The sequence below is a fragment of the Achromobacter spanius genome (assembly GCF_003994415.1).
GTDB lineage: Bacteria > Pseudomonadota > Gammaproteobacteria > Burkholderiales > Burkholderiaceae_B > Achromobacter > Achromobacter spanius_C.
The window spans coordinates 3014822-3040310 of sequence record NZ_CP034689.1 but is presented as its reverse complement, the minus strand read 5'-3'; the positions used below and the strand labels follow the sequence as shown (position 1 = coordinate 3040310).

Annotated in this window: 20 protein-coding genes; 9 read left to right on the top strand and 11 right to left on the bottom strand. The window is 64.9% G+C overall.

Going from position 1 to position 25489, the window contains the following annotated elements; translation table 11 throughout:
• Positions 1 to 77 precede the first annotated feature (77 nt).
• On the top strand, positions 78 to 1064 hold the full coding sequence (locus ELS24_RS14025) for a tripartite tricarboxylate transporter substrate binding protein (RefSeq protein WP_050444945.1): 987 nt from the start codon (positions 78 to 80) through the stop codon (positions 1062 to 1064).
• Positions 1065 to 1168: 104 nt separating this feature from the next.
• Here ELS24_RS14025 and ELS24_RS14020 read toward each other — a convergent pair whose 3' ends face one another.
• The 3 genes from ELS24_RS14020 to araD form a co-directional block, all read right to left on the bottom strand.
• Positions 1169 to 2155 (bottom strand): Bug family tripartite tricarboxylate transporter substrate binding protein, encoded by a 987-nt coding sequence (locus tag ELS24_RS14020; protein ID WP_127184466.1) that lies wholly within the window; start codon positions 2153 to 2155, stop codon positions 1169 to 1171.
• A 69-nt stretch (positions 2156 to 2224) separates the two neighbouring features.
• Positions 2225 to 2935, bottom strand: a complete 711-nt coding sequence (locus ELS24_RS14015) for a ribonuclease activity regulator RraA (RefSeq protein ID WP_050444947.1) — start codon at positions 2933 to 2935, stop codon at positions 2225 to 2227.
• 62 nt (positions 2936 to 2997) lie between these two features.
• Entirely contained in the window at positions 2998 to 4728 is a 1731-nt protein-coding gene (araD, locus tag ELS24_RS14010) for an L-arabinonate dehydratase (RefSeq protein WP_127184465.1), read from the bottom strand.
• Positions 4729 to 4860: 132 nt separating this feature from the next.
• On the opposite strand from araD, the gene ELS24_RS14005 reads away from it, so the two are divergent.
• The gene (locus ELS24_RS14005) at positions 4861 to 5550 is read left to right on the top strand and encodes a GntR family transcriptional regulator (RefSeq protein ID WP_050444949.1); all 690 of its coding nucleotides are present in this window, start codon (positions 4861 to 4863) and stop codon (positions 5548 to 5550) included.
• Here the strand turns inward: ELS24_RS14005 and nhaR are convergent.
• On the bottom strand, positions 5532 to 6479 hold the full coding sequence (gene nhaR / locus ELS24_RS14000; protein ID WP_050445023.1) for a transcriptional activator NhaR: 948 nt from the start codon (positions 6477 to 6479) through the stop codon (positions 5532 to 5534). The genes ELS24_RS14005 and nhaR overlap by 19 nt on opposite strands.
• Before the next feature lie 147 nt (positions 6480 to 6626).
• Between nhaR and ELS24_RS13995 the strand changes: the two genes are divergently transcribed.
• Positions 6627 to 7634 carry a TerC family protein gene (locus ELS24_RS13995; RefSeq protein WP_050444950.1) on the top strand — a complete coding sequence of 336 codons (1008 nt, stop codon included), beginning with the start codon at positions 6627 to 6629 and terminating at the stop codon, positions 7632 to 7634.
• Positions 7631 to 8050, top strand: a complete 420-nt coding sequence (locus ELS24_RS13990) for a universal stress protein (protein WP_050444951.1) — start codon at positions 7631 to 7633, stop codon at positions 8048 to 8050. The genes ELS24_RS13995 and ELS24_RS13990 overlap by 4 nt, the downstream gene beginning before the upstream one ends.
• A gap of 35 nt (positions 8051 to 8085) precedes the next feature.
• On the opposite strand, the gene ELS24_RS13985 is transcribed toward ELS24_RS13990, so the two are convergent.
• Positions 8086 to 9408, bottom strand: a complete 1323-nt coding sequence (locus ELS24_RS13985; RefSeq protein WP_127184464.1) for a hypothetical protein — start codon at positions 9406 to 9408, stop codon at positions 8086 to 8088.
• Positions 9409 to 9554: 146 nt separating this feature from the next.
• Here ELS24_RS13985 and ELS24_RS13980 point away from each other — a divergent pair, with 146 nt between their 5' ends.
• On the top strand, positions 9555 to 10013 hold the full coding sequence (locus ELS24_RS13980; RefSeq protein ID WP_050444953.1) for a surface-adhesin E family protein: 459 nt from the start codon (positions 9555 to 9557) through the stop codon (positions 10011 to 10013).
• A gap of 6 nt (positions 10014 to 10019) precedes the next feature.
• On the opposite strand, the gene ELS24_RS13975 is transcribed toward ELS24_RS13980, so the two are convergent.
• The 5 genes from ELS24_RS13975 to mobB form a co-directional block, all read right to left on the bottom strand.
• Positions 10020 to 11315, bottom strand: coding sequence for an O-acetylhomoserine aminocarboxypropyltransferase/cysteine synthase family protein (locus ELS24_RS13975; protein ID WP_050444954.1), 1296 nt, complete (start codon positions 11313 to 11315; stop codon positions 10020 to 10022).
• A 77-nt stretch (positions 11316 to 11392) separates the two neighbouring features.
• Entirely contained in the window at positions 11393 to 12364 is a 972-nt protein-coding gene (locus tag ELS24_RS13970; protein WP_050444955.1) for a LysR family transcriptional regulator, read from the bottom strand.
• 68 nt (positions 12365 to 12432) lie between these two features.
• The gene (locus ELS24_RS13965) at positions 12433 to 13452 is read right to left on the bottom strand and encodes a histone deacetylase family protein (RefSeq protein WP_050444956.1); all 1020 of its coding nucleotides are present in this window, start codon (positions 13450 to 13452) and stop codon (positions 12433 to 12435) included.
• Complete coding sequence (locus ELS24_RS13960; protein WP_127184463.1) at positions 13449 to 14798, bottom strand: MFS transporter; 1350 nt, start codon at positions 14796 to 14798, stop codon at positions 13449 to 13451. The genes ELS24_RS13965 and ELS24_RS13960 overlap by 4 nt, the downstream gene beginning before the upstream one ends.
• 186 nt (positions 14799 to 14984) lie before the next feature.
• A complete protein-coding gene (mobB, locus tag ELS24_RS13955) occupies positions 14985 to 15482 on the bottom strand; it encodes a molybdopterin-guanine dinucleotide biosynthesis protein B (protein WP_127184462.1) in 498 nt (165 codons plus the stop codon).
• Between the two features lie 257 nt (positions 15483 to 15739).
• On the opposite strand from mobB, the gene ELS24_RS13950 reads away from it, so the two are divergent.
• The gene (locus tag ELS24_RS13950) at positions 15740 to 17047 is read left to right on the top strand and encodes an NnrS family protein (protein WP_127184461.1); all 1308 of its coding nucleotides are present in this window, start codon (positions 15740 to 15742) and stop codon (positions 17045 to 17047) included.
• Here ELS24_RS13950 and ELS24_RS13945 read toward each other — a convergent pair.
• Entirely contained in the window at positions 17044 to 17985 is a 942-nt protein-coding gene (locus ELS24_RS13945; RefSeq protein ID WP_050444960.1) for a hypothetical protein, read from the bottom strand. The two genes, ELS24_RS13950 and ELS24_RS13945, sit on opposite strands and share 4 nt — an antisense overlap.
• 193 nt (positions 17986 to 18178) lie before the next feature.
• On the opposite strand from ELS24_RS13945, the gene ELS24_RS13940 reads away from it, so the two are divergent.
• From ELS24_RS13940 to ELS24_RS13930, 3 genes are read left to right on the top strand one after another with little or no spacing between them, the layout of a single operon-like run.
• Positions 18179 to 19303 carry an efflux RND transporter periplasmic adaptor subunit gene (locus ELS24_RS13940; RefSeq protein WP_240669512.1) on the top strand — a complete coding sequence of 375 codons (1125 nt, stop codon included), beginning with the start codon at positions 18179 to 18181 and terminating at the stop codon, positions 19301 to 19303.
• A gap of 7 nt (positions 19304 to 19310) precedes the next feature.
• Positions 19311 to 22394, top strand: a complete 3084-nt coding sequence (locus ELS24_RS13935) for a multidrug efflux RND transporter permease subunit (protein ID WP_127184459.1) — start codon at positions 19311 to 19313, stop codon at positions 22392 to 22394.
• Positions 22391 to 25486 carry an efflux RND transporter permease subunit gene (locus ELS24_RS13930; protein WP_127184458.1) on the top strand — a complete coding sequence of 1032 codons (3096 nt, stop codon included), beginning with the start codon at positions 22391 to 22393 and terminating at the stop codon, positions 25484 to 25486. Before ELS24_RS13935 ends, ELS24_RS13930 begins: the two co-directional genes overlap by 4 nt.
• The last annotated feature ends 3 nt before the right edge of the window (positions 25487 to 25489 follow it).

Here is a 25489-nt window from a genome sequence, read left to right as displayed (position 1 = left end):
ACGCTTTCATACCCGGCAAGACGGGCCCGCGCCGCCAAGAGCGCGCCCACCAACCATCAAGCACCACGGAGACAACCATGCGCCTGCGCCATGTAATCAAACCCTTTGCCCGCGCCATCCTGGCCCTGTCCTTGCTGGGCGGCACGTCCGCCGCGCTGGCCGATAGCTACCCCGACCGCCCGGTCAAGTGGGTCGTGCCCTTCCCGCCCGGCGGCGCCATGGACAGCATCGCCCGCACGCTGAGCGAATCGATGGGCAAGCAGCTCAACACCACGTTCATCGTGGAAAACCGCGCGGGCGCGGGCGGCAACATCGGCGCGGCCGGCGTGGCGCGTTCCAAGCCTGACGGCTACACCATCCTGATCGTGGCCAACGGCATGGCCGTGAACCCGGCCTTGTACACCGACCTGAATTACGACCCCATCAAGGACTTCGCCCCGATCTCGCTGCTGGCCGTGGTGCCCAACGTGCTGGTCACCAACCCCGAGCGCACCGGCGCCACCAGCGTGGCGGACGTCATCGCCAAGGCCAAGGCCCAGCCCAATCACTACACCTACGCCTCGGCCGGCGTCGGCACGTCCATCCACCTGGCGGGCGAATTGTTCGTGTCGATGACGGGTGTCGAGATGCTGCACGTGCCCTACAAAGGCAGCGGCCCCGCCGTGGCCGACCTTTTGGGCGGCCAAGTGGACTACATGTTCGACAGCATCACGTCGGCCAAGCCGCACATTGCCACGGGCAAGCTGCGCGCGTTGGGCGTGACCACCGCCAAGCGCTCCGCCGCCCTGCCCGACGTGCCGACGATGCAGGAAGCGGGCGTGCCGGGCTATGAACTGATGCCCTGGTTTGCCGCCTTCGCCCCCGCCGGCACGCCGCCGGAAGTGGTGGCCAAGCTGAACGAAGCCATGCGCGTTGCGCTGGCCGAACCCAAGGTCCGGGCCACGCTGGATTCGATTGGCGCGGAATCCATCGGCGGTTCGCCCGAGGCGCTGCGCGACCATCTGGCCAAGGAAACGGCGCAGTGGAAGACGCTGGTGAAGGAACGGAACATCAAGGTCAACTAAGACTTTGCACCCCCATGTAAAACGCCCACGTCGCACTTGCGTGCACGTGGGCGTTTTGCCAGCCTTAAGCAGAAGTCATTGCACAGTGGGTCATTCCCCGTGGATCACTCCACCGTCGCCCCGGACTTTTTCACCACTTCCGCCCAACGCGGAATTTCCGTGGCCATCAGCGCGCGCAGTTGATCGGGCGTGCTGCCCACAAGCTGCATGCCCATGGTCTTGCCCAGCTTTTCCTGCACGTCCGGCTCTTTCAGGATCAGGGCAATTTCCGCCGCCAGCTTGTCCAGGATCGGCTTGGGCGTGCCCTTGGGCGCGTAGACAGCCTGCCAGGACGCCATCTGGAAGCCCGGCACGCCGGCTTCCTGCATGGTGGGCACATCGGGCGCCAGCGCAATGCGGTCTTTGGAGGTGACGGCCAGCAGTTTCAGCTTGCCGGTTTGCAGCAGCGGCAGCGCGGCCGTCATCTGGTCGAACATGAAGGTCACCGCGCCGGACGACACGTCCACCATGGCGGGCGGTGTGCCCTTGTACGGCACGTGCGTGAGCGGCACGCCGATCATGCTGGAAAACAATTCACCGGCCAGGTGCGTGGACGTGCCCGCGCCAGACGAGGCGAAGGTGCGTTTGTTGGGGTCGCGCTTGAGCAGCGCGATCAGGTCGGCCACGGAGTTCACGCCCAGGTTCGGGTCCACCAGCAGCACGTTGGGCAGGTAGGCAATCAACGACACCGGCTCGAAGTCCTTGACCGGGTCGTACTTCAGGTTCTTGTACAGGCTGGCGTTGATGGCGTGCGTGCTGATGGTGCCGCCAAACAAGGTGTAGCCGTCGGGCGCGGCCTTGGCCACGTAGGTGGCGCCGATACCACCGGCCGCGCCGGGCTTGTTTTCAACGATGACGTTCTGGTGCAGGCGGTCAGCCAGCTTCTGGGCCAACACGCGGCCGACCACGTCGGTGGAACCGCCCACAGTGAACGGGACCACATAGGAAATAGGCTTTTGCGCGGGCCAGTCGGCGGCGCTGGCGGGCATGGCCAGCGCAAACAGGGCGCCGGCCAGCAGCGCGCCCAACGCGCTGCGTCGTTGCGTATTCATGGATTGTCTCCTGCCTTGATTTATAGACTTATTGGTATGGAACGCCGGCCGGGCGGCCGGCGGCAAAGCTCAACGGCCTTGTTCTTTACGCCAGGCGGCGAATTTGTCTTTGGTGCCCGGGTCGGTGGGCGGGTACAGGCCCAGAATGGACGCGCCCTGCTGCACCTGGCTGGTCACGAAGTCTTCGAAGGCGGTCATTTCCACCGCTTCAATCGAGATCTCGTCGGCCAGATGCGCCGGGATCACCACCACGCCTTCACGGTCGCCCACGACGATGTCGCCGGGCCACACCGCCACATCACCGCAGCCGATGGGTTCGTTGATGTCCAGCGCCTGATGCAAGGTCAGGTTGGTGGGGGCCGACGGGCGCTGGTGGTAAGCAGCGAAGCCCAGTTCGGCAATTTCCGGGGAATCGCGAAAGCCGCCGTCGGTGACCACGCCCGCCACGCCGCGCTTCATCAGGCGCGTGATCAGGATGGAACCGGCGGACGCCGCGCGCGCATCCTTGCGGCTGTCCATGACCAGCACCGCGCCTTCAGGGCAGGTCTCGACCGCCACGCGCTGCGGATGCGAGCGGTCTTCAAACACCTTGATGGTGTTCAGGTCTTCACGGGCCGGGATGTAGCGCAGCGTGAAGGCCGGGCCGACCATATTGGGCAGCTTGGCGTTCAGCGGACGCACGTCCTGGATGAACTGGTTGCGCAGGCCGCGTTTGAACAGCGCGGTGCACAAGGTGGCCGTGCTGATGCCGGACAGGCGGGCACGGGTTTCGGGATTCATTTGGGACACGATGGCTCCGGGCAATAGGCAAGGAATGGGTAATAAGCAATAAGCAAACCGGGCTAGAAAATCTCGGGTTCCGGCACGGGCGCGCCGAACTCGGTTTCCAGGAAATCAAAATCGCAGCCGTCGTTGGCTTGCAGGATGTGCTTGGAATACATCCAGCCGTAGCCGCGCTCGTAGCGCTTGGGCGGCGGCGTCCAGGCGGCGCGGCGGGCGGCGAGTTCTTCGTCGCTGATGTTCAGGTGGATGCTGCGGGCCGGCACATCGACCGTGATCAGGTCACCCGTCTTCACGAACGCCAGCGGTCCGCCCACGTACGATTCGGGCGCGGCGTGCAAAATGCAGGCGCCGTAGCTGGTGCCGCTCATGCGGGCGTCCGACAGGCGCAGCATGTCGCGCACGCCCTGCTTCACCAGCTTGGTCGGAATGGGCAGCATGCCCCATTCCGGCATGCCGGGGCCGCCTTGCGGGCCGGCATTGCGCAGGATCATGATGTGTTCCGGCGTCACGTCCAGGTTCTCGTCGTCCACCGCGGCCTTCATGCTGGGGTAGTCGTCGAACACCAGCGCCGGGCCGGTGTGCTGCAAGAACTGCGGCGCGCAGGCGCTGGGCTTGATGACGCAGCCGTCGGGCGCGATATTGCCGCGCAGCACGGCCAGCGCGCCTTCGTCGTAGATGGCGGTGTCCAGCTTGCGGATCACGTCGTCGTTATAGACCTCGGCGCCGGCGATGTTTTCGCCCAGCGTCTTGCCGGTAACCGTCATGGCCGACAGGTCCAGGTGGCCTTCCAGGCGCGTCATCAGCGCCGGCAAGCCGCCCGCGTAATAGAAGTCTTCCATCAGATAGGTGTCGCCGCTGGGCCGGATGTTGGCAATGACCGGCACCTTGCGGCTGGCGGCATCAAAATCTTCCAGACCCACGGCATGGCCCGCGCGGCGCGACATGGCCACCAGGTGAATGATGGCGTTGGTGGAACAGCCCATGGCCATGGCCACGTTGATGGCGTTCTTGAACGAAGCCATGCTCAGGATGCGCTTGGGGGTCAGGTCGTCCCAGACCATGTCCACCACGCGGCGGCCGCATTCGGCGGACATGCGCATGTGGCCGACGTCGGCGGCGGGAATCGAGGACGCGCCCGGCAGCGTCATGCCGATGGATTCCGCGATGGCGGTCATGGTGCTGGCCGTGCCCATCGTCATGCAGGTGCCGTAGCTGCGGGCAATGCCCCCTTCCACTTCGGTCCATTGTTCCTGGGTGATCTTGCCGGCGCGGCGCTCGTCCCAGAGCTTCCAGGCATCAGAGCCCGAGCCCAGGATCTTGCCCTTCCAGTTGCCGCGCAACATGGGGCCGGCGGGCACGTACACGCACGGCAGCCCGGCGCTGATGGCGCCCATGAGCAAGCCCGGCGTGGTCTTGTCGCAACCGCCCATCAACACCGCGCCATCCACCGGATGGCTGCGCAGCAGCTCTTCGGTTTCCATGGCCAGGAAGTTGCGATAGAGCATGGTGGTGGGCTTCACGAACGATTCCGACACCGAAATCGCCGGCAGTTCCACCGGAAACCCGCCCGCCTGGAACACGCCGCGCTTCACGTCTTCCACGCGCTGCTTGAAGTGGCTGTGACAGGGGTTCAGGTCGGACCAGGTGTTGATGATGGCGATGATGGGCCGGCCGACCCAGTCGTCCGGGGCATAGCCCATTTGCATCATGCGGGAACGATGGCCGAACGAACGCAGGTCGTCCTTGGCCATCCAGGCGGCGCTGCGCAGACTTTCGTAGGTACGTTTCATAGGGGGTATGGGGAATTGGGAGCAATGACGATGTGGAATGGAGCCATTTAAACACTAATACATTAGTGCGTCAGCTAGGTGAAAACCCGCTACACTGCGGGCTTTCCTACCGTACTCCCGTCAGGCCCCCTGATGCAAAGCCCCAAGCTCAGACTGGACCGCTCGCGCCACGCCGCGCCCCAGGTCTTCGAACATCTACGCGAACAGATCGTGTCGCTGGAACTCGCCCCCGGCGCCCCGCTGTCGCGCGTGACGCTGGCTGAAAGCTATGGCCTGAGCCAAACCCCCATCCGCGACGCGCTGATGCGGCTGGCCGAAGAAGCGCTGGTCGAGATCTACCCGCAGCACACCACGGTGGTCAGCCGCATCGACATCCCCGCCGCGCGCCAGGCGCACTTTCTGCGGCAATCGCTGGAACTGGAAATCGTGCACCTGCTGGCGCAGCAGCCCGACCCGGCCTTGCACAAGCGCCTGCAAACCAGCATCGACCTGCAGCGCATCAGCCACGCCAATGGCGAATACCAACAGTTCATCGACGCCGACCAGGCCTTTCACCGCGACATGCATATTGCGGCGGGCGTGACGAGCCTGTGGGAACTTGAGCAGCGCTACAGCGGCCATCTGGACCGCCTGCGCCGGCTGCACCTGCCCGAAGCCGGCAAGGCCGAACGCATCATGGACGACCATCAGCGCTTGCTGGACGCAATCCGCGCGCAGGAACCGGCGCGCGCACAACAGGTGCTGCGCGAACACTTGTCCGGCACCTTGAGCCAGGTGGCCGAGATCTGCAAACGCTATCCCGACTACGTGTTGGCCGCCTGAGTCCGGTTGCGCGCGCGGGGCGGCGCAGAGGCGCCGAAGATGTCTTCCTGCGCCGCCTTGCGCAGCGCAATGATGGCCGGATGCTGCAACTGCCTTTCAGTGGTCAGCGCGTAAAGCTGTTCCTTGACGGCGCTGGCGCCGCCGATGGTGCGCACCCGATACTGCTTGACCAGGAAGGCGGCCGTGGCGGTCGGCGCGGCAAACAGGCCCACCCCGGTTTGACCGAACGCATTCAGCAACGCGCTGTCATCGAATTCGCCCACGATGCGCGGGCGGATATTGTGGTCATCAAACCATTGCAGCAGCCGCTGGCGGATCGCCGCGTCTTCGCCGGGCAACAGAAAAGGCGCCTGATCCAGCATCTTGGGAAAGCGGCCCGACAATTGTTCCAGCAACGCTGGCGCACCAAAAAACGTCAGGCTGCTTTCGCCCAGCAGGTGGCTGAAACCGCGCACATTCAGGTGGGTCGGCATCGGGCGGTCGGCAATCACCATGTCGTAGCGATGTACCGCCAGGTCCGCCAGCAGAAATGCCAGCCGCCCTTCACGGCAGATCAACCGCACGTTCTCTTCCAGCCGCAACACCGGCTCAATCATCCGATACACCAGTGATTTCGGCACGCCTTCGGCAATGCCCAGCCTGAAATCAAGCGCTTGTCGTGCGGGGCGGTCGCGCAGATCGTCCAGCAGTTCATCGCCCAGCGTGAAGATGCGGTCGGCGTACTGCAGCGTGCGGCGGCCGATGTCAGTCAGCTCCAGCCCGCGCCCCACGCGCCGAAACAGCGCCGAGCCCAGCGCGTATTCCAGGTCTTGCAACTGGCCACTGATGGACTGAGGGGTGCGCTGCAGTTGCTGTGCCGCGCGGGCAATGCTGCCGGCCTTGGCAACCACCCAGAAATAGCGCAGATGTTTGTAGTTGAGAGTGACCATGGCGATCATTCCAAAAAATCTGACTATGGGTTCATGTTATGCGAATTGTCCGAAGAATACGCAAGCTCTAGACTGGCCTCGTATCTTGCATCGTTCACGGTTACGGTCGCTTTTCGGCGGCCGGCGGTGATGGGCGGGAGGCGGCTTATGGGGCCGGTTGAAACGTTTGCCACCCTGCCGATGTGGGTGGGATTCATCGTTTTCGTGGTGGCCGTGCTGGCGCTTGACCTGTATGCGCTGGGCGGCAACCGCGCGCACCGCGTGTCGCCTCGAGAGGCGCTTTTCTGGGTGCTGACCTGGGCGTCGCTGGCGACGGTGTTTGGCCTGTTGATGTGGTGGTTTCTTGACGCCAACGCGAGCCGCGCGGTGGCCAATCAAAAAACGCTGGAGTACTTCACCGGGTACCTGATCGAACTGTCCCTGTCCGCGGACAATATGTTCGTGTTTTCGCTGATCTTCACCTACTTCGCGGTGCCCCCCGAACTGCAGCGGCGCGTGCTGCTGTATGGCGTGCTGGGCGCCATCTTCATGCGCATCGGGATGATACTGGCCGGCGTGTGGCTGCTGACCCAGTTTGCATGGATGTTCTACGTGCTGGGCGCGTTCCTGATACTGAGCGGCATCAAGATGCTGGCCTCGGCGGGCAAGCAACCCGACATTGCGCACAACCCCTTGGTGCGCTTCATGCGGGCAACCATGCGCATCACCAAGGACTACCACGGACAGGCTTTCTTCGTGCAACTGCACGGGATGCGCTACGCGACGCCGATGTTCGTGGTGCTGCTGCTGATCGAGGCCACCGACCTGGTCTTCGCCGTTGACAGCATCCCGGCGATTTTCGCCGTCACCACCGACCCCTTCATCGTTTTCACGTCGAACATTTTCGCCATCATGGGCCTGCGGGCGCTTTACTTCCTGCTGGCCAACATGGTCGACCGCTTTCACTATCTGAAATACGGATTGGCGGTCGTGCTGATGGTCATCGGCGCAAAGATGCTGGCGGCGCAGTGGGTGCACGTGCCGGTGCATTGGTCGCTGGGCATTATCGGGCTGGTTCTGGCGGCGTCCATCGGCGCCAGCCTGGCCTGGCCAACGCGGAAGGCGAGCGCCAACCGCAATAAAGTGAAGAAGTCCCCAACCGGAGAGCAGCCATGAACACGATCATTCTTGCCACCGACGGATCGACGTACAGCGATGAGGCGGCCCGCTACCTGGTCGCGACTCCCTTGCTGAACCGCGACTTCGTCGTGCATGTGGTGCATTGCGAACCGGAAGTGCCGGGGGATGTCAGGGCGTTCATCAGCAAGGACGAAGTGGATGCCTGGCATCACGAAGAAAGCGGCAAGGCGATGCGCTCGGTGGTGGACATACTGCGCAGCGGCAACATCAACTTCGAATGCCACGAAATGATCGGCTTCACGCCCGGAAAAATCGTGGATTACGCAGCCCGCGTCAAGGCCAACGCAATCGTGCTGGGCTCCCATCACCGCAGTCCGCTCATCAACGCCCTGATGGGGTCCGTCAGCGGACGGATCCTGGCGCATGCGCCCTGCCCGGTGCTGGTGATCTGACGGTGCGGACGGCGACGGCGGCGCTGGTGGAAGGATCAATCCAGGGGGTAGCGCCGAATCACCGTCCTGCCCTCGCGCTGCGCCAGCGACAACAGCCCGTCTCCCGTTGCGTCCAGGCCCAGCAGCCCGATCTCTACGTCAAGCGGCATCTGAAACGGGCGCCAGGTCTTGCCTTGGTCGCGCGTATAGAAATAGGTCTTGGTGTATTCGTTGAACGAAAAAAGATGGTCGGCGTAGGTCTTGATGACCCAGGCGTTGCGCCCGAACCAGGCATCGCCGATCCAGCTGGGCCGGCCCTGCACCATTGGCGATGCCGCGCGCCGGCGCCAGACGCGCTCGGCTTTGTCCAGTTCGTAGATGGCGTCGCCCCAGGTCTCGAACACCGCCTGGTCACGCGTGACGCTGGCCTCCGCCGCCTGAGGCGGAACCGGCGGCACGTCTTGGGTAATGCGGAACGCGGGCGGCGCCCCGTCTTGCAGCTCGACTTCAAAGCGCCGCGTTTCCAGCACCTGATTTCCGGCCGAGGCATTCAGGCTGATGCGCGTGCGCCAGCTCCACCCCACGGCGCGGCGCTCATCCAGGGGATACAGCGACCAGTCGTAAGCCAAAAGGTCATCCGCGCCCGCGCCGCCCTGTTTGGCCAGGCGGTCGCGAAAGCCGTGCTCGAACGCGGCGGCGTCGGGCCAGACCTGCTCGTCCAGCAAGATGGCCGACCAATGGCGGGCGCCGTCCTGGCTGAACAGCAAGCGCTGGCGCCCCTCATGCCGCTCCAAGGCCACCGCGCGATCCGACGTCAGAAATACCGTATGCCGGCGCGGCGCACCCAGCACCACGTCGGGGGCCAACGCCCAGGTATCGCCCAGATCATTTGATTGCAGGACCTCCCAGGTCGCGGCTGGCACACCCTGGTCGGCAGGGCGTTGAATGCCGGTCACCAGATATAGCTCGCGACCTTGCGGCGTGCCGATCAGGCTGACCCCGGCGTCTCCGCTGATGGAACCCAGCAGTTCGAATGCCCCCGTGCCATGGCCGCCGTAAATCAGGTTGCGCGTGTCGGCCACCAGCCAGGGATTCGGCTGCCGCGCGCTCAGGGCGGGCACCAGCGCGTCCAGCATGGGCGCCGCATCCAGCGCCGCCATGTCCTGGGCGGACACCAGGCGTTGCCCGATCAGCAACTGCCGTTCGCCGTAACGTTGCAGCGCCACCCGCGACGACGACGCCAGCGCCGGGCCATTGAGCTCACCGATGATCTCGCTGCGCGCCAGGGGTTTTCCCTGCGGCACCAACTGATAGATGCCATACCCGATCAACCCGGCGACGGCGATCGCAACACCGCTGGCAAGCAGTCTAAGGTTCATGGAGGCAAGGCTTCTGTAGCGCGAACACCCCCCTTTTGGCGGGTATCTTTTAACGGGAATGGGCGAAACTATAGCGTGTTGCCCGACGTTCTCTATACTGGCGTGACATACTCTTACGCTGCACCGGCCGCCCACGGAACCCTGACATGATCGCAAGGCATGCCCCGCTTTTCATTGCCCTGGCTTTGCTGGGAACCGTCGTCTGGGTGCCGTTGGCGCGCGCCGCCTCGCCCGATGTCGTGTGGACACCGCTAGACCCGCAAACCATGCCCGGCGTGTTCTACGACAGCGCATCGATTGCCCGCGTGTCGGAAAAACCCGTGACCATGGCCGTGACGGTCGCCTGGTTCTATGCGCAGCACCGCGTATCGGAAACGACCGGCCAGACTTATGGCTCGGTGGCGCAGCCCATCACCTTGAACTGCAGCGCCGACACCTATACCGTCACCGAAACCCGGCACTACGCCGGCAATGACGCCACCGGCGCCTTGGTGGAATCAATTCCGGTGGCGGGCATCCACAATGCCCCGGTGGCGCGGGACCCCGTCCAGCGCAAGCTGCGCGCCGTGGTCTGCCCCGCGCCGGGTAAGAGCGGGCGCAAGTAGCCCCGTTCAGACTTGCGCCAGCGCCTGCTCCAGGTCGGCGATCAGGTCATCGATGTGCTCAATGCCGATCGACAGGCGCACGGTCTCTTCGCGCACACCGGCCTTTTGCAGCTCTTCCGGATTCAGTTGGCGGTGCGTGGTGGACGCGGGGTGCGTCGCCAGTGACTTCGAATCCCCGATGTTGACCAGGCGCGTGAACAGTTGCAGCGCATCCTGGAAGCGCGCGCCGGCATCGCGCCCGCCCTTCACGCCAAAGGTGAACAAGCCCGGCACCTTGCCGCCCAGGTATTTCTGCGCCAGGGCGTGGTCCGGGTGATCCGGCAGCCCGGCGTAGTTGACCCATTCCACCTTCGGGTGTTCGCGCAGGAAGTTGGCCACCTTGACGGCGTTTTCAACGATGCGGTCCACGCGCAGCGCCAGCGTTTCGATGCCTTGCAGAATCTGGAACGAATTGAACGGTGAAATCGCAGCACCCGTATTGCGCAGCGGTACGACGCGCGCGCGGCCAATGTAGGCGGCCGCGCCGAAGGCTTCGGTGTAGACCACGCCGTGGTAGCTGACGTCCGGTTCGTTCAGGCGCTTGAAGCGGGCCTTGTGCTCGGCCCAGGGGAACTTGCCCGAATCAATGATGGCGCCGCCCAGGCTGGTGCCGTGGCCGCCCAGGTACTTCGTCAGCGACTGCACCACGATGTCGGCGCCATGTTCGATGGGGCGCAGCAGGTACGGCGACGGCACGGTGTTGTCCACGATCAGCGGCAGGCCGTGACGGTGCGCCAATTCAGCCAGCGCGGCGATGTCGGTGATGTTGCCCAGCGGGTTGCCCACCGATTCCGCGAAGATGGCCTTGGTGCGGTCGTCGATCTGCGCTTCGAAGGCGGCCAGGTCGCTGGGGTTGGCAAAGCGCGTGGTGATGCCGTATTGCGGCAGCGTGTGCGCGAACAGGTTGTAGGTGCCGCCGTACAGCGTGCTGGACGACACGATGTTGTCGCCCGCTTCGGCGATGGTCATGATGGCGTAGGTCACGGCCGACTGGCCCGAGGCCAGCGCCAGCGCCGCAATGCCGCCTTCCAGGGCCGCCACGCGCTGCTCCAGCACGTCGGTCGTGGGGTTCATGATGCGGGTATAGATGTTGCCCGGCACCTTCAGGTCGAACAGGTCGGCGCCATGCTGCGTATCGTCGAAGGCGTAAGCCACGGTCTGGTAAATGGGCACGGCCACGGCGCGCGTCGTCGGATCCGGGCGGTAGCCGCCATGCACGGCCACGGTTTCCAAACGCCAGTTGGGCTTCTTCGGTTCAGTCATTTGTCTCTCCAGAAAGTACGGTTTTGGCGGGGTTGGCCCAGATTGGCGCCTGCCCCACCTGTTGTGAATTCAAGGGTTCAACCCGCGCGCGAATCCAGCGGCGTGCGGTTCAGGAAACGATCAAAGGCGCTCAGATAGGCCACTTCCACCGCCGTCAGCTTGCGCTGCTTGTGCCAGGTCAGGAACACATCGATTTCGGCCACCGACTCGGCGGGCGGCAGCCGGCGCAGGTCGCCGCCCAGCACGTCCTGGCGGATCAGGTGCTCCGGCAGAAAGCTCAAGCCGATGCCCGCCACCACCATGCGGTGAATCTCTTCAATGTTGGGTGACGTGCCCACGATACGCCCCGTAAACCCCTGCTGATCGCGAAAGATCGTCAAGGGCGACAGCGTATCGCCAATCTGGTCGCTGGCGAAGCATACAAAGTTCTGGTCCATCAGGTCTTCAAGGCTGACGCGCGGCTTGGAAAACAGCGGGTGATGGCGTCCGCAGACAACGGCGTAGCGGTGGCGCAGGAACAGCCGGCGCTCCAGCACGTCGACCGGGTGGCGGCACAGGCAGATGCCCAAGGCGGGCACGCGCTTGGCCAGCGCGTCCAGAATGGCGGCGCTGGGCAACACGTCAACGTGGAATTCAATCTTGGGATAGCGCCGATGAAACTGCGCCAGGAAATCGTCGTAGGCCGGACTTTGCACCTTGCTCATCACCAACAGCCGCAAGGTGCCGGCGATTTCGGCGCGGTCCTGGGTGGCGGCGTTTTCAATGCGCGCCATCGTGCCGTACATGTCGCGCGCGATGGCGTAGATTTCATCGCCCAGGCCCGTCAGGCGGAATTCGCCGTTGCGCCGGTGCAGCAGCAGGCCGCCCACTGCGTCTTCCAGGCGTTTCAGCGCCTGGCTTACCGCCGGCTGGCTCAGATGCAGCGCCTGCGCCGCGCGGCCCACGCCGCGCTCTTGCACGACGAACATGAACGTGCGCAGCAGGTTCCAGTCCATGCGTTCGGGGGCAAGCGGCAGCGACGGCGGAGTGCGAACAGGCGTTTCGGGCATGGCGTGGCGGACGGGGTCGAAAAAAAGGCCGGGTGGAATCCACGCCGGCCCGGCCGATGCCCGACGCGTCAAACGCCGGTCAGCCCCGCGAAGAAGCGCGACGCGTTGGATTCCAATCCGTCGATATAGTAGCCGCCTTCCTGAACGATCAGCGTCGGCAGGCGCAGGCCGCCCACCTCGCGGCCCAGGCGCTCGAAGCCGTCTTCGGTCACGCTGACCATGGCTTGCGGGTCCTTCTCGAAGATGTCGAATCCCAGGGACAGCACCAGCGCATCGGGCTGGAACAGTTCAATGGCGCGGCGCGCTTGCGCCAGGCGCTCAAAGAACACGGATTCCGGCGAGCCATGCGGCATGGGCAGGTTGATGTTGTAGCCGTAGCCCTCGCCCGCGCCGCGCTCGTCTTCAAAACCGGCAACCACCGGGTAGAAGTTTTCAGGGTCGCCATGGATCGACACGTACAGCACGTCGCTGCGTTCGTAGAAAATTTCCTGGATGCCCTGGCCATGGTGCATGTCGGTGTCCAGGATGGCCACGCGCGGAAACTGGGACGTGAGCCGCTGCGCGGCGATGGCGGCGTTGTTCAGGTAGCAGAACCCACCGGCCGCGTCGCGCCGCGCGTGGTGACCGGGCGGGCGGCAGATGGCGTAGGCGTGGCGGTCACCGGCCAGCAAGGCGTCGGCGCCGGCCACGGCGCATTGCGCCGACCAATAGGCCGACTGCCAGGTTTGCGGGCCAACCGGGCAACTGCCGTCGGCCAGATAGCGCCCCGCCTTGGCCAGCACGCCGCGCAAGGCGTTGGGTTCGCGCACGAAGACGTTGGACACCACTTCGCCGCCCCAATCGCCCGGCAGCTTCATCCAGTCTTCATGGGCGCTTTGCAGAAAGCGCAGGTAGTCCAGGCTGTGTACGGCGGAAATGGCGCCCGCGCCCTGGTCTTCCGGGGCCTGCACATCAAAGCCCAGCTTGCGGGCCGCCTGCACCAGCCCGTCCAGGCGCGCCGGCACTTCCTGCGGCGTGCGCATCTTGCCGCGTGAAAAATAGGTCTGCGGATGATGCAGCTTCTGCTCGTCGTGAAAAAAAGCCTTCATGCTTGCTGATCCTTCAGGTGAAGTTGCTCGGTGCGCTGGCCAACATTGCCCAGCAGCAAAACGGAAACCAGGGAAAGCAACGAAATCGCCGAGAACAGCAGCGCCAGCGGCCACCACTGCCCCTTGAAATTTTCGGCCAGCACCGTGCCCAGCAAGGGCGTCAGGCCGCCGAAGATGGCGCCCGACAACTGGTAGGCCATCGAAATGCCGGTGTAGCGGATGCTCGTCGGAAAGCTGTCGCTGACATAGCCCGCGATGACGGCGTAGTAGGCGCCCATGAAGAGTACCGCCACGCCGACCCCCAGCGTAATACTGGTAAGCGAGCCCTGGTCGACCAGGTTGAACATGGCATAGGGCGTGAAGATCGACACAAAGGCCATGACGCCCAGAAAGCGCAGGTTGCCCACGCGGCTGGCGATATAAGCGGACAGCGGCGTAATGAAGAACTGCATGATGGACACAAGCAGCAGGCAATCCAGGATCACCGCCCGGTCCAGGCCCACGTACTGCGTGGTGTAGGCGATCATGAACGTATTGGTGAAATAGAAGCCGGCAATGCCCAACACATTGGCGCCAACCGCCATCGCCAGCAGGCCGGGCGCGCCGCGCAGCACCTGGGCCAGCGGGGCCTGTTGGGGCTTGCTGGGTTGCAAGGACGCGGATTTGGCGCGTGTGGCTTGCGCCGCCTGCTCGGCCACGAAGTCGGGAGACTCGTTGACGCTCAGCCGGATCACAAAACCCACAACCAGCAGCACTGCCGAAAACAGGAACGGCACGCGCCAGCCCCAGTTGAGGAATGCTTCGTCATCCAGCCCGGTCACCAGCTTGAACATCAGCATCGACAGGATCAGGCCCGCCGGGCTGCCCAACTGCGCGAAAGACGCAAAGAAGGTGCGCTTGCTTTTGTCCGGCGAATGTTCGCCCGCCATCAGCACCGCCCCGCCCCATTCGCCACCCACCGCGATGCCTTGCACGGTGCGCAGCAAAATCAGCAGTACGGGCGCCCAGACGCCAATGGAATCATGCGTGGGCAAGAGGCCGATCAGCACGGTTACCGTGCCCATCATCACCAAGGTGATCACCAGCGATTTCTTGCGGCCGATCTTGTCGCCGATGTGGCCGAAGATGGCGCCGCCCAGCGGCCGGGCAAAGAATCCCACCGCGAAGGTGCCAAACGCGGCCAAGGTGCCGTAGAAGCCCGAGGCCGACGGAAAGAATAATTTGCCGAACACCAGCGCGGCCGCGGTGGCGTAAATATAGAAGTCGTACCACTCGATCATGGTGCCGACAAAAGCGGCGGTGGACGCACGCACCGGCTGGTGCCCCGTCGCGGGTTTTCCCCTCATGCTTGTCTCTCTTAAGGTGGTTGAGGCTAATCAGCCCGTCGTTATAGCCTCGGCCCCACCATAAGAAAAATTCTTATTTCTTATCTTCCAGATTACCTACCCTAATGAGGGGAAAACCCTTAGCCGGCCTACTGCCTGAGGGTCTGGCCATCCGTGCTGAAAGCCACGTTCACATCGCATGCGCTTTCACGCCAGCCCCAGCACACCACACAGAAAATCCACCACGCGCGCGGGATCATTCAGGGGCAGACAAGGCAAGGTGGTGTCCAACGGCGCATCGCTCACCACCGCCAGAAAGCCGTTGTCTTCCGCGTGCAACGGCGGCTTGCCCAGCGCCGGGCGGTAGACCTCGATGCGCGCAATCGCCGCATGCTTGAAGCCTTCGACCAGCACCAGGTCGGCGGGCGACAGCCGTGCCACCTGTTCTTCCAGCGTGGGCTCGGGTGCGCCGCGCAGTTCGTGCACGATGGCGTAGCGGAAGGGCGAGGCCACCATCACTTCCTGCGCGCCCGCCAACCGAAAACGCGCGCTGTCCTTGCCAGGCGGCTCCATCTGAAAGTCGTGATGACTGTGTTTGATGACATTGACGCGCAGGCCGCGCGCCGCGAGCAGCGGCAGCATGGCCTCGATCAGGGTTGTCTTGCCGCTGCCAGACCGGCCGGCGATACCAAAAACTGGGCTCATGCATGCTCCGATAACAAGGGACATCCCGGGACAAAAGCGCATCGGGCAACCCGGCGTCCGCCCGCGGCGAGTATGCCAGCAAAGACTCGGCTTTCAGGGCATTTGCCTGCTTTCGGGCACACGTCCATTGGGGCATCTAGGCCCGGACTGCCATGCGTTTGCGCTGGATCAATCGTGGCGCTTGGTTGTCCGCCTGGACAGGTTTAATATGCATTTTAAATACACCTTAAAGCCCAATCAGAGCGATCAACTCCGCCATGCCTCCACTTTTATCCCCCGCCCCGGCCGACCCCGCCCCGCGCCGCCCTCGCCCGCAGTGGCGCGCTTTCACTGAAATGAGCTTTCGGCCGCTGTACCTGATGGGCTGCTTCTGGGCGCTGGCATCCGTTTGGCTGTGGGTACACGCCCCCGCGCGCATTGCCGGCGTGTTGGGTGGCGTGTTCTGGCATGCACATGAAATGTTGTGGGGCTTTGTAGCCACCATCGCGGTGGGCTTTCTGCTGACCGCGGGCGCCAACTGGACCGGCAAGAATCCGCTGCGCGGCAACGCCTTGGCCATGCTGTGCCTGCTTTGGCTCGTGGCGCGCGTGGCGTATCTGGTGCCTGGCCACCCCGCTTTCTTGATCGCCTGCCTGGCGGACACCGGCTTTTTCTTGTGGGGCGCCGCCGCCTTGGCGCGTGTCGTCTGGGTGTCGCGCAACCGGCGCAACGCGGGCGTGCCGGTACTGCTGCTAGGCTTGGCCGGGACCCACGCGCTGTATATGTGGGCCGCCCTTCAAGGCGACTACGTGGCGCTGATGCGTTACTTCAATGCGGGCCTGCTGTGCATGGCGGTGCTGACGCTGCTGATCGCCCGCCGCGTGATGCCGTTCTTCGCCCAGCGCGCCGTGGCGGGCCTGAACATTCCGGCGCACACGCGCAGCGGCCATTGGCAACTGGCAACCGGGCTTGCCGCAATTGCCTGCCTGTTGGCCGGCCAAGCAAACCTGGCCGCGGCGGCGCTGGCCGCAACTGGCTTGATCGCATTGGCGCAATGGGTGTCGTGGAAACCTTGGGCCGTGCGGCGCGTGCCGCTGCTGTGGGTGCTGTATGCGGGGTATTTCGGCTTGGGCGTTGGCCTGCTGGTGGGCGCGGCGTATTTGGCTACCCCTTTGGCCAACCCTTTGGCCGTTCCCGCGGGTAATCCGCTGGACACACCCTGGCTGGGAATTGTGATCCGACCGGCCTGGCCCGCCCACGTCATCGGGGTGGCGGGTTTTTCCGTGTTGATCCTGGGCATGGTGACGCGCACGGCGCTGGGCCACCTGGGGCGGCCATTGCAGACCGACCGCGCCATGGTCACGAGTTTTGTCCTGATGATTCTGGCCGCGCTGCTGCGGCTGGCGGCCTTGTTGCCCACCGCCGCTGCCATCGGCCTGCTGCATGCCGCCACCCTGGCCTGGGTGCTGGCGCTGGGCTTGTACCTGTGGCGCTTCTTGCCAATGATGATTCGCCCGCGCGCCGACGCCGCCAAGACGCCAGCGCCGGTTATCCGCGTGGAACCGGTGGCGCGGACCGGGACTTAGTCCCGACCTTCCCGGCGCTCAATCGCCGCCACTTCCCGCCGCATCGCCTTCAGCCAGGACTTGAGCGATGCCTCGTCGGCGAACTGCATGACCTCGTGTTCGAGCTCGCCGATGTATTCCTGGATGTCTTCGATGTCGTCGTCCAGTTCTTCCAGCACCGTCTCCGGGTCGAATGACGCGAAGGGGTCCAGGTCGTAGCGCAGCTTGAAGCCCTCTTCCGCATAGCTGGCCTGGTGCAGCACTTCGTCCAGTTGGGCTTGCAGCGTGGCGTTCGCGGCGGGCAGGCGGTCGTCCGCCACCTCGCCCACGGGCGTCAGGTCGGGCGTGCCTTGCTGGCGTCGCGCCTGCTCTTCGTCCTGCATCGCCTGCCAGGCCGCTGCGTTAGACGTCGTGTTGCGCAGTGCGGCGCGGGCCAGGGCCAGCAGCTCTTCGGCCTCGTCGTCCTCGAATTGGTCCTGGATGATGCGCAGCAGCTGGGTCGGCGTGAAGGTGGACAGATCGGTGTCCGGGTCCAGCTCCAGCGCCTCGATCAATTCAGCCTTGGCGTCTTCGGTTTCATCCGCGGCCGCCTCGTCATAGCCGACGCCGCTGTGCTTCTTGTAAAGCGTCTTCAAGCGTTCGGCATCGCAACCCGCCGGCAGCTCGCCCTTGGCGTCAAGCAGCAGCAGTTCCGCCGAAAACTCGGTGACCAGTTCCGACACGAATTCGCGTTCGGCCTTGGACAAGCCCATGTTCTTGTGCGCGTGGTCAAAGCACAGCACCAGCTTCATGCGCAGTTCGTGCAGCTTTTTTTCCAGCGGCGCCAGGCCTTCGGTGTACTTGCGCCGGTACTCGTCTTCCACCGCATGCCACTGTTGCAGGCGGGCCTGTTCCGTCTCAAGCCGGGCTTGTAGACGTTCGAATAACTGACGCGGGGTTTCTAAAGAATGCTCGCCCATGACCTGCTCCTTGCAAACCGGCTGATGAATGTAGCCGCCACTCTAAACGATTCGTGCAAACCCCTCTTGAAATCCAAGATCAATAACGCTAATCATTATTATTAATATAGAATCACCGCTGTCCGCAACGCCCCAGATTGGCAGCCCCAATGTCTCTGCCCCCCATTGCGGCCCCTGCCCCCCACGCAAACGATTGATACTGACCGCCGCCGCCCTGTTGCTGGCCGTGCTGGTTGGCATCGGTTATTGGCTGGCGGGCGACAAGGGCCCCAGCACTCCGCCACCGCCCCAGTACGGGCAGCTTCCCGTTGCCGTCGCCGTGGCGACCGCGCGCGTCGGCCCGCTGCAACGCGACCTGCATGCCTTGGGCACCATCACGCCACTGTCACAGGTGGTGCTGCGCAGCCAGGTCGACGGCGAACTGATGCGCGTGCATTACACCGAGGGCCAGGCCGTGGTGCGCGGCCAACTGCTGGCCGAGATTGACGCCCGCCCTTACCAGACCGCGCTGGCGTCAGCCGAAGGCGAACTGGCGCGCACCCAGGCGCTGCTGGACAACGCCCTGGCCGACCTGCAGCGCTATCGCAAGCTGGCGCGCCAGGAATCGGTGGCGGGCCAGCAACTGGACACCGCCGAAGCCCAGGTGCGCGCCTACACCGCGCAACGTGAACTGAACCGCGCGCGGGTCGCCGATGCCAAACGCCTGCTTGGGTTGACACGCATCGTGGCGCCGCACGATGGCCGTATCGGCTTGCGCCGCGTGGACGCCGGCAACCACGTGCGCGCCAATGACACCAACGGCCTGACCACGCTGGTGCAGACCACGCCCATATCGGCCCTTTTCAGCATTTCAGAAACGCGGCTGGACGTGCTGCGCCAGGCGCAAGCCAAGACCGCCGTGCTGCGCGTGCAAGCCTGGGACGCCGACGACCGCCGCATCCTGGCCGAAGGCACGCTGGAAGCGCTGGACAACCGCATCCAGACCGGCAGCGGCACCGTGCGCTTGCGCGCCCGCTTCGACAATGCCGACGAAGCCTTGTTTCCCAACCAGTTCGTGAACATCCGCCTGGCCGTGGTGCAGCAGGACAACGTGGTCACCATCCCGTCGGCCGCCGTGCAGTACGGGTCGGAAGGCGCGTTTGTCTTCGTCATCGGCGACGACGCCCGCGCCACCCGCCGCGTGCTGCAACTGGGTCCGGCCAATGCCGGCCAGATCGTGGTGGAAGCGGGCCTGGCCCCGGCCGAGCGCGTTGTTGTCGAAGGCGTGGACCGCCTGCATGACGGCCGCAACGTCCAGATCGTAGAACCCCAGACTTGAACCGCGCATGAGCCTGTCACGCCCCTTCATCCTGCGTCCGGTGGCGACGTCCTTCCTGATGATCGCCCTGCTGCTGTCAGGCATTCTGGCGTGGCGCATGCTGCCCGTGGCCGCGCTGCCGCAGGTGGATTACCCCATCATCCAGGTCACCACGCAGTATCCCGGGGCCAGTCCCACCGTGACGGCGCGCGCGGTCACCGCGCCGCTGGAGCGCCGCTTTGGGCAGATACCGGGCTTGAAGCAGATGTCGTCCACCAGTGGCAGCGGCATCTCGGTAATCACCTTGCAGTTTTCGCTGGATGTCTCGCTGGGCGTGGCCGAGCAGGAAGTGCAGGCGGCCATCAGCGCCAGCGGCTCGTTGCTGCCGTCCGACTTGCCCACCCCACCCGTGTACCGCAAGGTCAACCCCGCCGACGTGCCCATCCTGACGCTGGCGGTGACCTCCGATTCCCTGCCGCTGCCCACGGTGTACGACCTGGTCGACACCCGCATGACGCAGCGCCTGTCGCAGTTGTCTGGCGTGGGCATGGTGAGCCTTGCCGGCGGCCAACGGCCCGCCGTGCGCGTGCAGGTCAACCCGATGGCGCTGGCCGCGCGCGGGCTGCAATTATCAGACGTGCAGGACGCCATCGCGAAAGCAAATTCGAACCAGCCCAAGGGCAGCTTCGACGGCCCGGTGCGCTCGGTCATCATGGACGCAAACGACCAACTGCAAAGCGCCGACGAATACCGCGAGCTGATCGTGGCCTGGAAAAACGGCGCGCCGGTGCGGCTGGGCCAGGTCGCCACCATTGAAGACGGCGCCGAAGACCGCTACCTGGCCGCCTGGGTCGACAAGCAGCCCGCCGTACTGGTCAACATCCAGCGCCAACCGGGCGCCAACGTGATCGCGGTGGCGGACCAGGTAAAAGCCCTGCTGCCCCAATTGACAGCCAGTCTGCCCGCTGCGGTACAGGTCCGCATTCTGACCGACCGCACCGAGAGCATTCGCGCGTCGGTGCGCGGCGTGCAATGGGAACTGGTGTTCGCCGTGGGGCTGGTGGTGCTGGTCACCTTCCTGTTTCTGCGCAACCTGCCCGCCACGCTGATCCCCAGCCTGGCCGTGCCGCTGTCCTTGATCGGCACCTTCGGCTTCATGCACCTGGCGGGCTTTTCCACCAACAACCTGACCTTGATGGCGCTGACCATTGGCGCGGGCTTCGTGGTGGACGACGCCATCGTCATGCTGGAGAACATTGCGCGGTATCGCGAACAGGGGCACAGCCCCATGGCGGCCGCGCTGAAAGGCGCGGGGCAGATCGGCTTCACGCTGGTGTCGCTGACCTTGTCCTTGATTGCCGTGCTGATTCCGCTGCTGTTCATGGAAGACGTGGTGGGCCGCTTGTTCCGCGAATTCGCCATCACGCTGGCGGTGGCCATCCTGATATCACTGGCGGTATCGCTGACGCTGACGCCGATGATGTGCGCGCGCCTGTTGCCCGCGCATGTGGACGCCGGCAAACCCGGCTTCCTGGACCGCGTCCAGTCGCGCTATGCGGGCTGGTTGGACGTGACGCTGCGCCACCAGCGCCTGACGCTGCTGGTCATGGTGGGCACCGTGGTGCTGACCGGGCTGCTCTACCTGGCCGTGCCCAAGGGCTTCTTTCCGGTGCAGGACGGCGGCGTGCTGCAAGGCGTGACGCAGTCGGCGCAAAGCACCTCGTTCGAGGCCATGTCGCGCCGCCAGCAAGCCGTGGCGGAAAGCCTGCTGGCCGACCCGGACGTGCAAAGCCTGTCGTCTTTCATCGGCATCGACGCCATGAACACCACGCTGAACACCGGCCGCCTGCTGATCAACCTGAAGCCCTGGAGCGAGCGCAGCGCGCCGCTGGCGGACGTGATGGCGCGGCTGGACGAGCGCGCCCGCCAGGTCCACGGCATCTCGTTGTTCTTGCAGCCGGTGCAGGAACTGAACATCGAAGACCGCGTCAGCCGTGGCCAGTACCAATTCACCCTGACCTCGCCCGATAGCGCGCTGCTGGCGCAATGGAGCCAGGCGCTGATGCAGCGGCTGGCCCAATCGCCCGCCTTGGCCGAGGTCTCGTCCGACCTGCAAGGCAATGGTCGCCAAGCCTATCTGCAAGTGTCGCGCGACACGGCGGCGCGGCTGGGCGTGACGATGGACGACGTGGTGCAGGCGCTATACAACGCCTTTGGCCAGCGCCAGGTGGCCACGCTATTCACGCAGTCCAACCAGTACCGCGTGGTGCTGGAAGTGGACCGCAAGCTGGCGCTCAGCCCTGATGCGCTGGAACGCATCCACCTGCAAACCGAAGACGGGCAGGCGATTCCGCTGTCGGCCCTGGCCACCGTCAGCGAGCGCGCCGTACCGCTGGCCATCAACCATCTGTCGCAGTTTCCGGCAGTGAACCTGTCCTTCAACCTGCCGCCCGGCGGGTCACTGGGCGAGGCCATTGCCGCCATCGACGCCGCCAAGGCTGACATCGCCATGCCGCCCAGCGTGGAACTGCGCCTGCAAGGCGCGGCGTCGGCGTTCCAGGCCTCGTTGTCCAACACGCTGTGGCTGATGCTGGCGGCGGTGGTCACGATGTATCTGGTGCTGGGCATGCTGTATGAAAGCGCCATCCATCCCGTCACCATCCTGTCGACGCTGCCGTCGGCCACCGTCGGCGCGCTGCTGGCGCTGCTGATCACGGGACGGCCGCTGGACTTGATTGCCGTCATCGGCATCATCCTGCTGATCGGGCTGGTGAAGAAGAACGGCATCATGATGGTGGACTTTGCGCTGGAAGCCGAGCGCTCACGCGGCCTGGCGCCGCTAGACGCCATTCGCGAAGCCGCGCTGCTGCGCCTGCGGCCCATCTTGATGACCACGCTGGCCGCGCTGTTCGGCGCGCTGCCGCTGATGCTGGCCACGGGCTCGGGCGCCGAGCTGCGCCAGCCGCTGGGCTGGGTCATGGTGGGCGGGCTACTGGTCAGCCAGGTGCTGACGCTCTTCACCACGCCCGCCGTCTATCTGTTCTTTCACCGGCTGGGCCAACGGCGCGGCGTAGAAAACAAGCCGGCCAGGGCTGACGGGCCACAGCCATGATCCGCGCGCTGCTGCACCGCCCCATCGCCTGCATCTTCCTGGCGCTGGCGTTGACCTTGCTGGGCGCGGTGGCGTGGCGGCTGCTGCCCGTTGCCCCCTTGCCGCAGGTGGATTTCCCCACGATTGAGGTGCGCGCCGAACTGCCCGGCGCCAGCCCGGAAAGCATGGCCAGCACCGTGGCAGCGCCGCTTGAGCGCGCCTTGGGCAGCATCGCCGGCGTCAGCGCCATGACCTCGTCCAGCAACCAGGGCGCCACCCGCGTGCAGTTGCAGTTTGAGCTGGACCGCGACATCAACGAAGCCGCCCGCGACGTGCAAGCCGCCATCAACGCGTCGCGCGGCGATCTGCCAGCGGGCATGCCGCAAAACCCCAGCTACCGCAAGGTCAACCCGTCGCAAGCGCCCATCATGGCGTTGGCGCTCAGTTCGGCCACGCGCCCCGCCGGCCAGCTTTATGACCTGGGGTCGACGGTGCTGGCGCAAAAACTGTCGCAGATCAATGGTGTGGGTGAGGTCACGATGGGCGGTAGCTCGCTGCCCGCCGTGCGCGTGCAGGTCAACCCCAACGCCCTGGCGCATTACGGCGTGGCGCTGGACGATGTGCGCAACGCCATCGCCGATGCCGCGCCCATGCGCCCGCTGGGCCAATTGGATTCGGCCGGCCAGCGCTGGGAAGTGGGCACGCCCGAACAACCGCGCACCGCCCCGGAATACGGCAGCCTGATCGTGCGCCATGAAGACGGCGCGGTGATTCGTCTGTCGCAAGTGGCGCGCGTCAGCGATTCCGTTGAAAACCGCTACAGCAGCGGCTTTCATAACCAAAATCCCGCCGTGGTGCTGACCATCAGCCGCCAGACCGGCGCAAACATCATTGAAACCATCGGCGCCATCAACGACGCCCTGCCCGGCCTGCGCGCGCTGATGCCCGCCGACGTGGACCTGACCGTGGCGCTGGACCGCTCGCCCGGCATCAACGCCACCCTGCGCGAAGCCCACATCACGCTGGGGCTGGCGACCGCGCTGGTCATCCTGGTGGTGTGGCTGTTCCTGGGCAACGCACGCGCGGCGGCCATCCCCAGCGTGGCGATTCCGGTGTGCCTGATCGCCACTTTCGCCGTCATGCACGCCTGGGGGTTTTCGCTGAACAACCTGTCGCTGATGGCGTTGATCGTGGCCGCCGGGCTGGTGGTGGACGACGCCATCGTGGTGCTGGAAAACATTTCACGCCACCTCGAACGTGGCCTGTCGCCCACCAAGGCCGCGCTGCGCGGTGTGCGCGAAGTGGGCTTCACGCTGGTGGCGATGACGGTAGCGCTTAGCGTCGTCTTCGTGTCCATCCTGTTCATGGGCGGGCTGGTGGAACGGCTGTTCCGCGAGTTCTCCATCACGCTGGTCGCGGCCACGGTGATATCGCTGGTGGTGTCGGTGGCCATCATCCCGGCCTTGTGCGCGCGCTGGTTGAAACCGGCCGCTCATCCCAATCCCACCGACCCCACCGCCGCCCCGCCCCGCCCTTCCCGCATGCAGGCAGCCTTTGCGCGCGTGCATGACTGGTACGGCAGAACGCTCGCCCGCGTGCTGGGCCATGCGCGCCTGACCCTCGTACTGCTGGCCGCCGTGGTCGGCCTGAACGTTTATCTGTACATCGACGCGCCCAAGGGCTTTCTGCCGGTGCAAGACACCGGCCAACTGATGGGCTTCGTGCGCGGCGATGACGGCTTTTCGTTCCAGGTCATGCAGCCCAAGATCGACCAGTACCGCCAACTGGTGCTGAAGCACCCCGCCGTGCAAGACGTCATCGGCTATAACGGCGGCAACCTGGGCATCAGCAATTCGCTGTTTTTGATCCGGCTCAAGCCCGTGGCCGAGCGTGGGGAATCGTCCACTGAAGTCATCAACTGGCTGCGCACCAACGCCCCGGCGGTGCCCGGCGGTATGTTCTTCCTGAACGTCGACCAAGACTTGCGCATGCCCGGCGGCTTCGGCAATTCCGGCGACCACGAATTGGCCATCATGGCCAGCGACGTGCCCACGCTGCGGCAATGGTCGCGCAAGATCTCCAAGGCCATGCAAGAGATCCCTGAACTGCGCGACGTGGATGCCGAAGGCGACGGCGCCACGCAGCAGGTCGTCATCAACATCGACCGCAGCGCCGCGCAACGGCTGGGCGTGGACATGAACACGGTCAGCAGCGTCTTGAGCAATTCGTTCAGCCAACGGCAGGTGGCCACGATGTACGACGCCATGAACCAGTACCGCGTAGTGCTGGAGCTGGACCCGCGCTACACCGAAGACCCCGAAGTGCTGGAGCAAGTACAGGTGGTGGCCGCCGACGGCACCCGCATTCCGCTGACCGCGTTCGCCACCTACGAAAACGGCCTGGTCAACGACCGCGTCTTTCACGACGGCCTGTTTGCCGCCGTGGGCGTGGGCTTTTCGCTGGCGCCCGGCGTGTCGCTGGAACAGGGCCTGGCCGCCATCGACGCCACGCTGGCCAGCTTGATGGTGCCGTCCACCATCCAGACGCGCCTGGGCGGCGACGCCCGCAACTTCCAGCAAAGCCTGCAAGACCAACCCTGGCTGATCCTGGCCGTGCTGATTGCCATCTACCTGGTGCTGGGCATCCTGTACGAAAGCCCGCTGCACCCGTTGACCATTCTGTCGACCTTGCCGTCCGCCGGCGTGGGCGCGCTGCTGGCCTTGCGCATCGCGAATATCGAATTCACGCTGATCGCGCTGCTGGGCCTGTTCCTGCTGGTGGGCATCGTGATGAAGAACGCCATCCTGATGATCGACTTCGCCCTCAGCCTGGAACGCCGCGAAGGCCTGACCCCCGAACAAGCCATCCACCGCGCCGCCATGCTGCGCCTGCGCCCCATCGTCATGACCAACCTGGCCGGCCTGCTGGGCGCGCTGCCCCTGGTGCTGGGCATGGGCGAAGGCGCGGAACTACGCCGCCCCCTGGGCATCGCCATCGTGGGCGGCCTGATGATCAGCCAGTTCTTGACGCTGTATACGACGCCGATTGTTTATTTGGCGTTGGAAAGGCTGCGGTTGAAGGTGGGGGGTGTGGGGCGCAGGCGTACGGTCTAAGGA

Coding starts and splice junctions, on each gene's coding strand:
- ELS24_RS14020 (WP_127184466.1), bottom strand. CDS start 2,155: ATGAATACGCAACGACGCAGCGCGTTGGGCGCGCTGCTGGCCGGCGCC.
- ELS24_RS13950 (WP_127184461.1), top strand. CDS start 15,740: ATGCCTCCACTTTTATCCCCCGCCCCGGCCGACCCCGCCCCGCGCCGC.
- ELS24_RS13960 (WP_127184463.1), bottom strand. CDS start 14,798: ATGAGGGGAAAACCCGCGACGGGGCACCAGCCGGTGCGTGCGTCCACC.
- nhaR (WP_050445023.1), bottom strand. CDS start 6,479: ATGGTCACTCTCAACTACAAACATCTGCGCTATTTCTGGGTGGTTGCC.
- mobB (WP_127184462.1), bottom strand. CDS start 15,482: ATGAGCCCAGTTTTTGGTATCGCCGGCCGGTCTGGCAGCGGCAAGACA.
- ELS24_RS13930 (WP_127184458.1), top strand. CDS start 22,391: ATGATCCGCGCGCTGCTGCACCGCCCCATCGCCTGCATCTTCCTGGCG.
- araD (WP_127184465.1), bottom strand. CDS start 4,728: ATGAAACGTACCTACGAAAGTCTGCGCAGCGCCGCCTGGATGGCCAAG.
- ELS24_RS14005 (WP_050444949.1), top strand. CDS start 4,861: ATGCAAAGCCCCAAGCTCAGACTGGACCGCTCGCGCCACGCCGCGCCC.
- ELS24_RS13965 (WP_050444956.1), bottom strand. CDS start 13,452: ATGAAGGCTTTTTTTCACGACGAGCAGAAGCTGCATCATCCGCAGACC.
- ELS24_RS13995 (WP_050444950.1), top strand. CDS start 6,627: ATGGGGCCGGTTGAAACGTTTGCCACCCTGCCGATGTGGGTGGGATTC.
- ELS24_RS13975 (WP_050444954.1), bottom strand. CDS start 11,315: ATGACTGAACCGAAGAAGCCCAACTGGCGTTTGGAAACCGTGGCCGTG.
- ELS24_RS14015 (WP_050444947.1), bottom strand. CDS start 2,935: ATGAATCCCGAAACCCGTGCCCGCCTGTCCGGCATCAGCACGGCCACC.
- ELS24_RS14025 (WP_050444945.1), top strand. CDS start 78: ATGCGCCTGCGCCATGTAATCAAACCCTTTGCCCGCGCCATCCTGGCC.
- ELS24_RS13985 (WP_127184464.1), bottom strand. CDS start 9,408: ATGAACCTTAGACTGCTTGCCAGCGGTGTTGCGATCGCCGTCGCCGGG.
- ELS24_RS13990 (WP_050444951.1), top strand. CDS start 7,631: ATGAACACGATCATTCTTGCCACCGACGGATCGACGTACAGCGATGAG.
- ELS24_RS13970 (WP_050444955.1), bottom strand. CDS start 12,364: ATGCCCGAAACGCCTGTTCGCACTCCGCCGTCGCTGCCGCTTGCCCCC.
- ELS24_RS13945 (WP_050444960.1), bottom strand. CDS start 17,985: ATGGGCGAGCATTCTTTAGAAACCCCGCGTCAGTTATTCGAACGTCTA.
- ELS24_RS13980 (WP_050444953.1), top strand. CDS start 9,555: ATGATCGCAAGGCATGCCCCGCTTTTCATTGCCCTGGCTTTGCTGGGA.
- ELS24_RS13935 (WP_127184459.1), top strand. CDS start 19,311: ATGAGCCTGTCACGCCCCTTCATCCTGCGTCCGGTGGCGACGTCCTTC.